This is a genomic window from Nocardia sp. NPDC050793, from assembly GCF_040654065.1.
Classification (GTDB): domain Bacteria; phylum Actinomycetota; class Actinomycetes; order Mycobacteriales; family Mycobacteriaceae; genus Nocardia.
On record NZ_JBFAHG010000011.1, the window covers coordinates 180127 to 193403 of the forward strand.

At 70.1% G+C, this 13277-nt stretch carries 12 protein-coding genes; 9 read left to right on the forward strand and 3 right to left on the reverse strand.

Translation table 11 applies throughout. The features are described 5' to 3' along the window. The first annotated feature begins 13 nt into the window (after nucleotides 1–13). The 8 genes from AB0H50_RS30250 (at nucleotide 14) to AB0H50_RS30285 (ending at nucleotide 9750) form a co-directional block, all read left to right on the forward strand. On the forward strand, nucleotides 14–793 hold the full coding sequence (locus AB0H50_RS30250) for an alpha/beta fold hydrolase (protein WP_357459256.1): 780 nt from the start codon (nucleotides 14–16) through the stop codon (nucleotides 791–793). A 4-nt stretch (nucleotides 794–797) separates the two neighbouring features. Then, a complete protein-coding gene (locus tag AB0H50_RS30255; RefSeq protein WP_357459259.1) occupies nucleotides 798–1814 on the forward strand; it encodes an AfsA-related hotdog domain-containing protein in 1017 nt (338 codons plus the stop codon). After that, nucleotides 1811–3457: an FAD-dependent monooxygenase gene (locus AB0H50_RS30260; protein ID WP_357459260.1), complete on the forward strand. Its 1647-nt coding sequence runs from the start codon at nucleotides 1811–1813 to the stop codon at nucleotides 3455–3457. The genes AB0H50_RS30255 and AB0H50_RS30260 overlap by 4 nt, the downstream gene beginning before the upstream one ends. Before the next feature lies 1 nt (nucleotide 3458). Beyond that, nucleotides 3459–4634 carry a cyclase family protein gene (locus tag AB0H50_RS30265; RefSeq protein ID WP_357459262.1) on the forward strand — a complete coding sequence of 392 codons (1176 nt, stop codon included), beginning with the start codon at nucleotides 3459–3461 and terminating at the stop codon, nucleotides 4632–4634. A gap of 96 nt (nucleotides 4635–4730) precedes the next feature. Continuing rightward, nucleotides 4731–6965 (forward strand): MMPL family transporter, encoded by a 2235-nt coding sequence (locus AB0H50_RS30270; protein ID WP_357459265.1) that lies wholly within the window; start codon nucleotides 4731–4733, stop codon nucleotides 6963–6965. Nucleotides 6966–7033: 68 nt separating this feature from the next. Next, entirely contained in the window at nucleotides 7034–7480 is a 447-nt protein-coding gene (locus AB0H50_RS30275) for a nitroreductase family deazaflavin-dependent oxidoreductase (RefSeq protein ID WP_357459267.1), read from the forward strand. Next, nucleotides 7477–9051: an MFS transporter gene (locus tag AB0H50_RS30280; protein ID WP_357459270.1), complete on the forward strand. Its 1575-nt coding sequence runs from the start codon at nucleotides 7477–7479 to the stop codon at nucleotides 9049–9051. Before AB0H50_RS30275 ends, AB0H50_RS30280 begins: the two co-directional genes overlap by 4 nt. Nucleotides 9052–9078: 27 nt before the next feature. Continuing rightward, on the forward strand, nucleotides 9079–9750 hold the full coding sequence (locus AB0H50_RS30285) for an MspA family porin (RefSeq protein WP_357459273.1): 672 nt from the start codon (nucleotides 9079–9081) through the stop codon (nucleotides 9748–9750). Nucleotides 9751–9764: 14 nt separating this feature from the next. On the opposite strand, the gene AB0H50_RS30290 is transcribed toward AB0H50_RS30285, so the two are convergent. Further along, nucleotides 9765–10145 (reverse strand): nuclear transport factor 2 family protein, encoded by a 381-nt coding sequence (locus AB0H50_RS30290; RefSeq protein WP_357459276.1) that lies wholly within the window; start codon nucleotides 10143–10145, stop codon nucleotides 9765–9767. A gap of 87 nt (nucleotides 10146–10232) precedes the next feature. On the opposite strand from AB0H50_RS30290, the gene AB0H50_RS30295 reads away from it, so the two are divergent. Beyond that, a complete protein-coding gene (locus tag AB0H50_RS30295) occupies nucleotides 10233–11072 on the forward strand; it encodes a helix-turn-helix transcriptional regulator (protein ID WP_357459279.1) in 840 nt (279 codons plus the stop codon). Here the strand turns inward: AB0H50_RS30295 and AB0H50_RS30300 are convergent. Together AB0H50_RS30300 and AB0H50_RS30305 are read right to left on the reverse strand one after the other, a co-directional pair. Then, nucleotides 11069–11692: a hypothetical protein gene (locus AB0H50_RS30300; protein ID WP_357459281.1), complete on the reverse strand. Its 624-nt coding sequence runs from the start codon at nucleotides 11690–11692 to the stop codon at nucleotides 11069–11071. The genes AB0H50_RS30295 and AB0H50_RS30300 overlap by 4 nt on opposite strands. A gap of 127 nt (nucleotides 11693–11819) precedes the next feature. Next, nucleotides 11820–12965 carry a serine hydrolase domain-containing protein gene (locus AB0H50_RS30305; RefSeq protein ID WP_357459283.1) on the reverse strand — a complete coding sequence of 382 codons (1146 nt, stop codon included), beginning with the start codon at nucleotides 12963–12965 and terminating at the stop codon, nucleotides 11820–11822. Nucleotides 12966–13277: the final 312 nt, after the last annotated feature.

The following is a 13277-nucleotide window of genomic DNA, read 5'->3' on the forward strand; positions in this document are numbered from 1 at the left end:
GCGAGGCGGAGTCGTGAGCACCTCGGCTGCCGCGCCGCTGCCCACCGGGCATCGCGGCGTGCTGACCTGCCCACGCCCGCAGATGAATCCGGCGATCCGGTTGCTGTGCTTCGCCCACTCGGGCGGCAATCCGCGGATGTATCAGCGCTGGATCGACCAGCTCGCCCCGGCCATCGAGCTGTGGTGGGTCACTCTGCCGGGACGCGGGCCGCGGTGGCGCGAGCCACACGCCAGGCAGTGGGAACCGCTGGTCGCCGACATCACCGAGGCGGTCGTGGCGCATGTGCCGCGGCCGGTCGCGCTGTTCGGCCACAGCCTCGGCGCGCTGCTCGCCTTCGATGTGGCGCTGCGGCTCACCGAGGCCGATCTGCCGCCCGAGCACCTGTTCGTCTCCGCCCGCGCGCACCCGCGGCGGCAGTTCGCCCTCGAGCTGCCCGACGACGACACCGACCTGCTGCGGCTGGTCGACCGGGTGTACCGCGGCGTGCCAGAGGCGATCCTGAATACCCCTGAACTGGCCGAGCATTTCGCGCCGACGCTGCGCGCCGACCTGATGCTCGGCGCCGACTACCGCTATCGCGGGTCGCGCACTTTGTCGGTCCCCATCACCGCCCTCGGCGGCGTGGACGACCCGATGACCCCGACCGAAGAGCTGGCCGCCTGGCAGGACTGCACCACCGCGACGGCGCGGTGGCGCCAGTTCGCCGGGGGCCACTTCTACCTCGACGAGTCCGAAGCCGGCGTGCTCCGGACGATCCGCCGCGGTCTCGCCGCACCGATGGGCAAGGAGTGAAACGATGACCGAAACCGAAATCCGGTTCCCCGCACCGCCTTCCGAGCTGACCTTCGATCGCACCGTGGCGCGGTCGCACGCGCACCGCCGCGCACTCGGCGAGGTGTTCGTCGCCGACTCGGTCGCCGACGGCGATTCCGTCTTCTACACCGCGTTGCAGATCCCGCGGGCGCACAGCCTCTGGTACGACCGGACCACGGTCTACCACGATCCGTTCGCGATGGCCGAGGCCGCGCGGCAGGGCTCGTTCGTGATCCTGCACGAGCACGTCGGCGTGCCGGTGGGGCTGCCGTTCAGCATGCAGCGCTACGAGTTCGACGTCACCGATCGGGAGGCCTTCCGCGACGACGAAAAGGCCCCGCTGCAAGGCGTTCTCCGCTACGAGATCGTCTCGCGCGTCGACCGCAGCGCCGATTTCAGCGACCTGACGCTGGCAGGCGAGCTCACCGTCGACGGCCGCGTCGCCATGGAATTGAGCGCGGACGTGGTGTTCTTGGCCCGCGCCGACTACGAGGCGCTGCGCGCCTATCAGCTCGGGCGGGTCGCCGCGGGCGGCCCCGACTACACGGCCGCGCCGTTGCCCGCCGCGGCCGTCGGGCGCCGGGATTCGCGCAACGTGGTGATCGGCGCGCCGGTCGCGGTCGGCTCGGACTGGGACTACCCGCTGCTGCCCGATCGTCGTCATCCCGCGCTGTTCGATCACGACTACGACCACGTGCCAGGCCCGTTCATCATCGAGGCGTTCCGGCAGGCGGCGCTCGACACCGCGGTCAGGGAGGGCATGCTCGGCACGCCGGACGCGATGGTCGTGTCCTGCTCGTCGCGTTTCGCGCAGTTCGCCGAGTTCGGCGCACCCATCGAATGCCGCACCACGCCACTGGATCCGACGCGGCCCGGCACGGCCCGCGTCGAGCTGGAACTGCGCCAGTTCGACAAGGTCCTCACCGTCGGCGCGCTGGAGCTGGCGGAACTGACCGGTCACGAAGACCCCTTCCTGAACCGAACGGAGCACCAGGCATGAACGACACACTGCACGTTCTCGTGGTCGGCGCGGGGCCGACCGGTCTTGCGCTGGCCACCGAACTGCGCAGGCACGGGCTGACCTGCCGGATCATCGATCGCGCCGTCGACAGGCCCGCCAATCAGGCGCGCGCGCTGACGATGTGGGACGGCGCCCTCGACGTGCTCGACCGTCACGGCACCGGCGACGCGGTGCGCGCCCGGGGCCTTCCGATGACCGCCGCCCGCTACTTCTCCGGCGGACGTCCCGTCGCGCAAGTGCGTTTCGGGCCTGCGACCGGCAACGACGCCGAGCCGCTGATCATCACCCAGCCGTCGGTGGAATCCGTGCTCGTCGAGAACCTCTTGGCGCTCGGGGTCCCGGTGGAGTGGCGCACCGAGCTGCTGGAGCTGACCGATCGGGGCGAGCACGTCGAGGTGCTGCTGCGCCACGGCGACGACGTCGAACGACTCACCGCACAGTGGGTGGTGGGCTGCGACGGTGCGCACAGCGCGGTGCGCACCCTCAGCGGAATCACCTTCGAGGGCAGCACCTATCCGCAGTCCTACACGCTCGGCGACGGCGTCATCACGGCGCCGGTGCCGCCGGGCGAGGCGCATTACCACCTGCATCCCGACGGCGTGCTCGTGGTGGTGCCGCTGCCGGACGGTCAGGTGCGGGTCTTCGCCGACGCCAGCGGCATCGGCGGCGATCCGGACGCCGCGCCCACCGTGGACGACCTGCAACAGCTGGTCGACAAGCGCGCGCCCTACCCCATCCGCATCCACGAACTCCAATGGGCCACCCGGTTTCTGGTGCACATGCGGCACTCGGCCGCCTTCCGGTCGGGCCGCTGCGTGCTGGCGGGCGACGCCGCGCACGTGCACAGCCCGGCGGGCGGCCAAGGCCTCAACACCGGCATCCAGGACGCGGCCAACCTCGGCGGGAAACTGGCTGCGATCATCAGCGGCGGCGCGGACGCCGAGGTGCTGCTGGCCGGTTATGAGTCGGAGCGTATGCCGATCGCGCGCGAGGTGATCCAGGCCGCCGACCGCCAGACCAAGCTGTGGACGGTGCGTTCCCGCCCGGGACGCGCGGTGCGCGATCTGGTGCTCGGCACCCTGAGCCGCAGCGGGCTGCTGGAGAAGCGGCTGGTGCCCTCGCTGGCCCAGTACGAGCTCGACTACCGGCACAGCCCCGCCGTCGGCAAGCGCGGCGGCCGCCGGGCGCTCGGCCGCGCGATTCCGGAGGTGGCGCTCGTCGGCCCGGACGGCGCGACGACCGGGCTGCGCCAGCTGCTCTCCGCGCCGGGTGACGTGCTGCTCGCGGTGCTCGACGCGACGCCGTCGGCGGGCGACGCCGGGCGGGTGTCGATGCTGCGGGCCCGAATCAAGGAGTCGGGCTTGCCTTTCCGGCTGCACGTGATCGTGCCGGGCGATCCGTCGGCGACGACCGCGCCGGATCTCGGCGAGGTGTTCTCGGCCCCGCCCGGCTTCGCGCCGAAGCAGGAGCTCGCGGGCTGCAAGCTGATCGCAATCCGGCCGGACGGCTATGTCGCCGACGCCTCCGCCACGCTCGACCTCGACGAACTGCTCGGCAAGCTGCCCGGCTTCCGCGCGCCGCACGGTGTTGTGCCCACCCCGCTCGGACGGAAGGTCTCCTGACATGTGCTCCCCGCAGATCCTCGCCGCCGCCCTGGCCGAGGCGCCGCCGCACGACGACCTGTGCGGCGGGCACGGGCACAGCGCAGGCGCGCATCACGAGCACGGCGCCGACGCCCACGGACACGCCGGTGTCACCGACGGGCACAGCGCAACAGCGCACGACCGGCACAGCGTGGCAGCGCACCACGAACACAGCGTGGCAGCGCACCACGAACACAGCGCGGCAGCGCATCATCGACACAGCGCCGCCGCGCACCACGAACACAGCGGGGCTGCACACCGTGGTCGCGGCGCGCGGGTGCCGCACGAGCACAGCGCTTCGGCGACACACGAGCCGGGCCGCGGCGCGGTAGCCGCCGAGGGCATCGGCCGCCGCCGCGCGCTGCGCACCGCGTTGGGCGCCGCGCTCGGCATCGCGGGCGCGTCGGCCGCCGCCGGGGCGATCGGCGCGCCGCGCGCCGAGGCACAGCCGCTGAACCTGAGCGGTTTCAGCGTGCGCGACCTGACCCACGCGGTGGGACCGGATTTCCCGGTGTTCAACCTGTACGTGCGCCAGCCGGTGCAACGCCAGGTGATGTTCGAGGAGATCATCGGCTTCAACACCGCCGAGTGGACCATGAACGAACACACCGGAACTCATATCGACGTGCCCGCGCACTCGCAGCGGGGTCTCGCGCGCGCCGACGCGATCCCGGTGGAGAACCTGGTCGCCCCGCTGTGCGTCGTCCGCATCGCCGAGCGGGCCGCCCAGGACAACACCACCGAGCTGCATGTGGAGGACCTGCTCGACTGGGAGCGCCGCAATGGCCGCATCCCCGACGGCGCGTTCGTCGCGATGGACACCGGCTGGTACCACCGGGTCCACGATCCCGCGGCCTATCTGCCCTTCGACCCGCTGCGGCTGGCCCTGCTGATTCCCGGCATCGGCCCCGACGCCGCCGAATTCCTGCTCACCGAACGCTCCATCGTCGGCTTCGGCACCGACAGCAGCAGCCTGGACGTCGGCACCCGGTTCGAGCCGATGGTGCACCGGATGCTGCTGCGCTCCGGACGGTACGGCATCGAGAACCTGGCCGCGCTGGACACCGTGCCGGAACGCGGCGCGACGCTCGTGGTCGGGGCCGCGAAATTGCGCGGCGGCTTCGGCGCGCCGGTGCGGGCGCTGGCCTTCGTCTGATTGCTGTTGCCGCTCTTGCCAACCCGCCGTAGCATTCCAGATAGATAGCAGCACTATCCGTAGTGGATAGTTCGACTCTATATAGGTGGAGGAATCGTGTTCGAAAAACTCGGGAGGTGGTCCGCCGCGCATCGCCGATGGGTGGTGGTAGGCACCGTTCTGTTCATCCTGCTCGGCGGCCTGTGGGGCTCGGGCGCGGGCAATCTTCTCGGCGGCGGCGCCGGACTCGACGATCCGACCAGCGAGTCGTCGCACGCGGACGAGATCCTGGAGACCACCCTCGGCAGGCACGTCGCCGACGTGGTGGTCATGTACGAGAGCGCGGACATGACCGTCGACGATCCGCGCTACCGCGAGCGGGTCGAGAACGCGGTCGCCAAGGTGCCGCGCGACTCTTACACCTGGCTGGAGACGTTCTGGAGCACGAACTCCCCCGACTTCGTCTCGGCCGACCGGCACAAGACCTACATCTCCATGCAGCTGCCCGGCCAGATCGAGGAAGACCGGGTCATAGTGTGGCGCGAGATCGAGCACCTGTTCGAGCAGCCCGGCCTCGAGGTCCGTTTCGGCGGCCTGGTCGCGGTGAACGACCAGTTCAACGAAATCACCGAGGAAGACCTCGCCCGCGCCGAGCTGATCTCCTTCCCGCTGCTGCTGATCCTGCTGATCATCATCTTCCGCAGCGCCATCGCCGCGGCGCTGCCGCTCGCGGTCGGCATCGTCGTCTCGGTCGGATCGCTCGCGGTGCTGCGAGTGGTCGGCAACTTCACCGACCTTTCCACCTTCTCGATCAACCTGGTCGTCCTGCTCGGCCTCGGCCTTGCCATCGACTACGCGCTGCTCATAGTCAACCGGTTCCGTGACGAGCTGGCCGTCGGCCGCTCGGTCGACGACGCCATCGGCGTCACCATGGCCACCGCGGGTCGCACCGTCGCCGTCTCCGGCATCACCGTCGCGGTCACCCTCGGCGGCCTGGTGATCTTCCCGTCGCGGTTCCTGACCTCGCTCGGCTACTCGGGCGTCAGCGTGGTGCTGTTCGCGGTGCTCGGCGCGCTCATCGTGATGCCTGCCCTGCTGCGTTTCGCCGGGACGCGCATCAATTCGCTGCGCATCCCGCTGCCGTCGTTCGGCAAGGGCGGCGAGCCGGGCTCGCGCTGGTACAAGGTCGCGCACGCGGTGATGCGCCGCCCCGTGCTCGCCGCGTCGAGCATCGGTCTCGTGCTGGTGCTGCTCGGTCTGCCGCTGCTCGGCGCGAGCTGGTCGCGGCCCGCCGACTGGGCGCTGCCCGCTGGCACCGACAGCCGGGTCGTCTCGGCGGAGCTCGATCGGGACTTCCCGCTCGACCCGACCAAGGTGATCACCGCGGTGGTCGACATGCCCGGTGACGCCGCGAGTCCGCAAGCCCAGCAAGCGCTTTCGGCCTACCTCGACCGCCTGCGCGCGGTGCAGGGCGTGGACAGCGCCGCCGTCACCGGAACCGCGGGCGACCTGGCCCGCGTGACGCTCGGCTACTCGCTGGACTCGATGGACGAGCCGATTCGCGACGTGGTGCGCGAGCTGCGCGCCGTCGAACCGCCCGCCGACGCCACCGCGTCGTTCACCAACCGCCCCGCCGCGGTGGCCGACCTGCTGGACATGCTCACCGAGCGGCTGCCGTGGATGCTGCTGATCGTGACGGTGGTGTCGTTCGCGGTGCTGTTCCTCGCCTTCGGCTCGGTGCTGCTCCCGCTGAAGTCGGTGCTGATGAACCTGCTGTCGCTGTTCGCCACCTTCGGCATCGTTGCGCTCATCTTCCAGTACGGTTTCCTCTCCGGCCCACTGAATTTCGTGCCCGCCGGCTTCATGGACGCGAATATGCCGATGATGATCATGGCGATCGCCTTCGGCCTGGCCATGGACTACGAGGTGTTCCTGCTGGCGCGCATCCGCGAGCATTATCTGCGCAGCGGCGATCCGGTGGAGTCGGTGGCCTTCGGCGTCCGCCACACCGCGCGGCTGATCACCAGCGCCGCGCTGTTGCTCGCGGTCGTGCTCGGCGCCTTCGTGTTCTCCGGCATCACGATCGTCAAGATGATCGGCGTCGGCCTCGTGCTGGCCATCTTCCTGGACGCCACCATCGTGCGCGGTCTGCTGGTGCCCGCCACGATGCGGTTGCTCGGCAACAAGGCGTGGTGGGCTCCCGCGCCGCTGGCGAGGTGGTGGGACAAGTACGGAATTCCCGAGCCTGGAGCCGACGCGGCTCCGGAGACCGGCGGTGCAGGCCGGCCGAGCGACGAACCGGCAAACGCGCTCGGCACTAAGGCGGCGACCTCGACAGCGCTGTTGCGGTGATCGTCGGTATCGCGGCGGGCCCGGCATCCTCCTCTTGCCGGGCCCGCCGTACCGGAAGGACATAGAGCATGGCAGCGCAGTACCACGCCGGTCCGGTCCGCAAGACCCTCAACCGCGCCGTGATGGCATTGGCGGCGCGCGGCGCGGGCCCGGACGGCATGTACGTCCTGGAGACCACCGGGCGGCGCAGCGGTCTGACGCGGCGAAACCCGGTGCGCATCATCGAATTCGACGGAGAGCGGTGGCTCGTCTCCCCTTACGGGAAGGTGGGCTGGGTGCACAACGTGCGCGCCAGCGATCTCGTCCGCCTGCGCCGCGGCCGCGACGAACAGCGGGTGCGGGCGGAGGCGGTACACGGCGATCGCGCGGGCGCCGTGCTGCACCAGTACGTCAGGAAGGCACCGGTGACCATCCCCTACTTCGACGCCTCGCCGCGCTCGGCGCCGAGCGCCTTCGCCGCCGAGGCGCACAAACATCCCGTCTTCGTATTGCACGGCTGGAGCAACACCGCATGACCACGACACGTCCCGCGACAGCGCCGAATCCTACGGCGCACCAACCGGTCACGGATCCGAGCCGGTGGTGGGTGCTCGCCACGGTGTGCGTGTCCACCTTCATGCTCACCCTCGACATCACGGTGGTGAACGTCTCGCTGCCCGCCATCCAGACCGACCTGTCGGCGAGCTTCGGCGCGCTGCAATGGGTGGTGGACGCCTACGCGCTCGGCATGGCCGCGTTCCTGCTCACCAGCGGCTCGCTGGCGGACCGGATGGGCAGGCGCAGCCTGTTCGCGGGCGGGCTGGTGGTGTTCACCGCGGCGTCGGTGGCCTGCGGTGTCGCAAGTAGTCCGTTGGCGCTGAACATCTCTCGCGGCGTGCAAGGTGTCGGCGCGGCCATCCTCTACGCCGTCGGCCCCGCCATGCTGGCGGCGGTCTTCCACGGCAAGGAGCGCGGCACCGCGTTCGGCCTGTTCGGGATGACGACCGGAATCTCGGTCGCCGCGGGTCCGCTCGTCGGCGGCGCGCTCACCGAAATCGATTGGCGCTGGGTGTTCTACCTGAACGTGCCGACCGGCTTGCTTGCGCTGCTCGTGGTGCTGGCGAAGGTTCCGGAAAGCGCCCGGCGCAGCGGGCGGCCGGTGGACAGGGCCGGGCTCGTGCTGTTCTCGTCGGCGCTCTTCCTGTTGGTGTACGGGATCATTCGCGGCCCGGTGGCCGGCTGGACGGCGGGCTCCACCATCCTGTGCTTCACCGGATGTGTCGTGCTCGTCGCGGCGTTCGTGCTGGTGCAGCACCGGGGCAGGCATCCCATGCTGGATCTGGGACTGTTCGCCAACCGAACCTTCGACGCGCTCTCTGCCGCGACCTTCGTGCTGAATTTCGCGGTCATCCCGGTCATCCTGTTCGGGGTGCTGTGGATGCAGGGCGTGCTCGGCCACTCCGCGATCGAGACCGGGCTGCGCTTCCTGCCGCTCACCGGCATGCTGCTGGTGGCGGGCGTGCTCGGCGGCATACTGAGCGTGCGGGTCGCGACCAACCGGCTGATCGGCGCGGCGCTGATCCTCACGGGCTTCGGCTTCCTGCTGCTGAACACCATCGGCCCGGAGGACGACTGGACCGCGGCTCTGCTGCCGTTCCTCGTCGCGGGCGTCGGCATGGGGCTGTTCAATCCGCCGCGCGCCAACGCCTCGGTCGCCATCGTCGCGCCGGAGGACTCCGGCATGGGCTCCGGCGTGAACGAGACCTTCCAGCAGGTGGGTTCGGCGCTCGGTGTCGCGGTGCTCGGCGCGGTCGCGCACGCCAGGATCGCCGACAGCCTCTCCGGGCAGCCGGTGCCCGCCGCGGCCGTGGACGCGATCGCCGCGGGATCGGTCGATCGGCTCACGGCCGAGACCTCACCCGCGCACGCCGCCGAACTGACCACCGCGGCGCACGCGGCGTTCGTATCCGGCCTGCACGCCGTGGCGACCATCGGCGGCCTGGCCAGCGTGATCGTCGGCGCGGCGGCGCTCGTGCTGATCCGCCGCCAGGATTTCGTCCAGGATCCGGCCGCACCCGAACACGACGACGTACCCGCCCAGGCCTGACCGGCCGGCGACTTTCCAAGGGGAGACATGAACTGTCACAAGAACATCGGAAGGGCCGTCACGGTCGCGGCGACCGGCGTTGCCGCGCTCGCGTGCGGCACCGCGGGCGCCGACGTGGTGGTACCACTACCCGGCGCCGAGCAGGTGCAGACGCTGATGGACGGCACGGTGGTCACCGTCCGGCTCACCGGCGAATCGGTGACCATCAACCCCTCGCTCGGCGGTACTCCGCTGCATCGCAACGCCTGGGTGTCGGGCAGCGCGCGGGTCGAGGTGGCCGGCGCGGGCGACCGGCCGGGCGGCAAGCTCATCCCCGGCTACACCGTCGGCTGTCAGGTGGACATCTCCGGCGGCGGCGTGGAGGGCGGGGTGGAAGGCACCCTCAACTGGAGCGACGGGCAGACCGTCCGGCCTGGCGCCGGCGCGGAGACCGGCGGCGCGCTCTCGCTCGGCCCCGGCCAGACCCGGTCCTTCTATCTCCTTGACGTCGAGGTCCCCGACGACTTCGGCGACGAAGATCACAAGCCCGTCAACCGTTTTCGCGGCAACACCGCGTCGGTGACCTGGGCCGACTCCACCATCGCGCTGTCCGGCTGCGCGGGCTACGCGCAGGCGCGGGCCTTCATCCGCGTCGAAATCGAGACCGAGTCTGTGGCCTCCCACCTCACCGTGTGGGGCGCGCCGTTCAGCCTGGGCTGAAGCCTCCGCAGAGATCAGAACATTCCGTGCGGGATCTGCGCGTCGTCGGGCACTGGCTGCACCACATCCCAGTGCTCGACGATCTTCCCGTCCTCGAGCCGCCAGATGTCGACCACCGCGCTGCCGCGCTCCGCGCCCGGCTCGATCATGTGGTAGTGCACCACCGCGTAGTCGTCGTCGGTGACGACCCGCTTGATGTCGAGCCGGGCGCCGGTCACCGGCGCCGTGGCGAGGAACTCGAGGAAGGCGTCGCGGCCCGACGGGTTGCCCGGACTGTGTTCCAGGAAGTCCTCGTGCAGCAGGTCGCGCAGCACTTCGACGTTGCCGCCGGTGAATTCGGCGAGGCCGTGCAGCACGAGGTCTTTGTTCCTGGCGGCGAGATTCTTGTTCGTCATGGGACAACCATGGCGGTACGCGGGCGGCGCCGTCGATTACCAGGCATGTCATGGCGTCGCGGCGGGAACGCCGTCGATACTGGCCTCATGGATCACGATCGTCCGGTCGGCGCGTTGCTGCGCGAGTGGCGGGTGCGCCGAGGGCTGAGCCAGCTTGCGCTGTCGGTGCAATCGGGGATCTCCACCCGGCACATCAGTTTCGTGGAGACAGGGCGGACGCTGCCCAGCCCGGACATGCTCGATCGGTTCGCGGGACACCTGGACATCCCTCTGCGAGAACGGAATCGGCTGCTGGTCGCTGCCGGTCACGCGCCCCGCTACCGGCAGCGACCGATCGACGACCCCGAGCTGGCCGAGGCGATGAACGCGGTGCGGCGGGTGCTCACCGCACACGAGCCGTATCCCGCGCTGGCGGTGGACCGCCGCTGGAATCTGTTGTACGGCAACGCCGCCGCACGGATCTTCCTCGACGGTGTCGCGCCCGAGCTGCTCGCCCCGCCGATCAACATGATGCGACTCGGGCTGCATCCGCGCGGATTCGCGCCCCGGGTGCGCAATCTGGCCCAGGTGCGCGGTTTTCTGCTCCCCCGGCTGGCCCGGCAGGCTTTCCACACCGGCGACCCGGAACTCGCCGCGCTGCACGAGGAATTGTCCGGCTACGCCGCCGAAGAGCCACCGGACGCAGTCGATCCGGCCGCCGTCGCGCTGCCCATCCACCTGGTCCACGACGGTGTGCGACTGTGCCTGTACAGCACGATCATGACCTTCGGCGCGGCCTTCGACATCACCCTGGACGAGATCGCGATCGAGACGTATCTCCCGGCCGACGCAGCCACCGCGCAGCACCTGCGCATCCTCGCCGAACAGCGCGCGCCGACCCTGTCACGTCCGCCCGTTGATCAGGCTCTCGACCAGGTGCGGCACTAGTCGCCTGCCGCCGCGCGGTCCCTCCCTTCCTCGAAGAACGCCAGCAATCGAGCGACGGTGGACACTTGCTCGCTCGGGCGCAGCGCGCCGAACGGCGCGTTCCAGAACCCGCCGCTGCGCGGGACCCACGGGCCGACATACGCGTACGGGCCCGGATGCGCCGAATCACCCGGGGACACACCGAAGTTGACCTCGTCGAGCGTGCAGGCCAGGTCGAAGTGTTCCGGCCACAGCACCGGCGCGATGTCGGGCGCGAGGAGGCGCAGCGCGGCATCTCCCAGGGCGAACCAGTCGGCGATCACCGCCGCGGCCTGCGCGTCGAGGCGCACCTCGTCATCGAGATCGCATCCGCTCGTCTCTGCGTACACGCCTTCGGGTGCGCCCGGCTCGACACCCACCGCGTCGGCCAGCTGCCGGTAGCTGCCGGACAGCGGCACCCGGCCGGACAACCCGACCAAGTCGGCGCCGACCACCGACACCGGAAACCGTGCCCCACCGAACCCGCCGGGCACCACCCGCAGCCGAATCGTGCCGTCGCGCCGGTACTGCGGCCCGGCGATCAGCAGCTCCGCCGCCCCGTGCAGGGCGTTCCTCGTCTCCCGATACGTTGCCTCATCCACCTGTCGCATCATTCCCGCCCGTGCATCGGTGCACAACAGCGGTTTCGGGCGTTCGTCTGTCCGGAGCTACACGACGGGAATCACGGCGCTCGCCGATGCGCCGGCTGAAATCGCCGAGCTGACCGGCTCAGCCTGCGAGATCGCACATGACCGTGTCGAGCATGTCCTGAATGCCCCCACGCGGGGCGAGAGAGGCGGCGAGGGTGGGCAGCTGATTCATGGCGATGGTGACCGCGAAGCGGTCGGTGGCCGCGCCGACCACGTTGGTGCCGGTGATCGAGCCGCCGTGACCCCAGGTCTCCATGCCGCATCTGTTCACTCTCCGGAACAGACCGAGACCGATCTCCTTGTCGAACAACGGCACGCCGCTCGGAATCGTGGTGCGCATCTGCTCGAACTGCGCGGGCGGGACCACCCGGCCCGAGACCAACGCCATGAAGTAGCGATTCAAGTCCTGTCCGGTGGCGACCATCGCACCGTCGGCGAGCCCCCAGTTCGGATCGATGTCGGTGACGTCGACGCGTTCGGTGCCGTTGACGAGATAGTTACGGGGATGCGGGCCGCGCACCACCTGCTCGAGCGGATACAGCGGCCAGTAGGTGTCCTGGAGTCCGAGCGGCAGGATGATCCGCCGCGTGACCTCCACACCCACCGGGAGACCCGTCACCCGCTCGATCATCGAGCCGACGATCAGGTAGTTGGTATTGGAGTAGCCCCAGTGCGCCCCGGGCGGGAACTCGGCGGGCCGGTCGAGCGCGGCACGGATCAGCTCGGATGCCGGGCGGTAGCTCTGCATGCCCGCGACGCTGTCGAGATCCACTTGATTCAGGTAATCGGGGATACCGCTGGTGTGCTGCAGCAGATTGCGGACCGTGATCAGCCGCCCGTCGCCACCCGGACCGGTGACGACGCCGGGCAGGTAGCGATCGATCGGCGAGTCCAGGTCGACACGCTGCTCGGCGACCAATTGCAGGGCGACCGCGGCCACGAACGCCTTGGTGTTGCTCGCTATCCGCACCTGCGCGTCGTCGGGGAAGGGGGTCCCGGTGCCGAGATCACCCAGCCCGCTGTTGAGCTGGATCTCGCCGAAATCGCCGCTGACCACCAGCTGAGCGCCCGGCACCCCCGACACGACCACGACGCGGTCGAGACCGGGTTGCCAGTGCGGCCGCGCGACGTCCTGGTCCGCGACCACCGAACCCGACACCGGACACAGCATGGCCGCGACCAGCATCGCCGCCACCGTGAACCAGCGCATGTTCACCCCTCTCACCGAACCCACCGCGGCCCGCCGACGAGCGGACCACAGGGTCGGGCACAGAGCGAATGGCCCTCCAACATGTGTAGACACATCTGATTCGAACAACCGTTCGGCACGGTTCCCGGCTCCCGAGCGACTCCGATCGGTATGCCGTACCCATACCCAGCCTTCCCCATGTCACGCCTGGGAGGTAGACCCCCGCCGCACGCGATCCAGCGGACGCTACGAGGCACTCGCCGGACTCGATTGCCCGATGTCATCCGAATTCGATGGACGACGCCATCGTCCGCCACGTTCAGGTCCGCGAGTCGCGACAACTGGTCG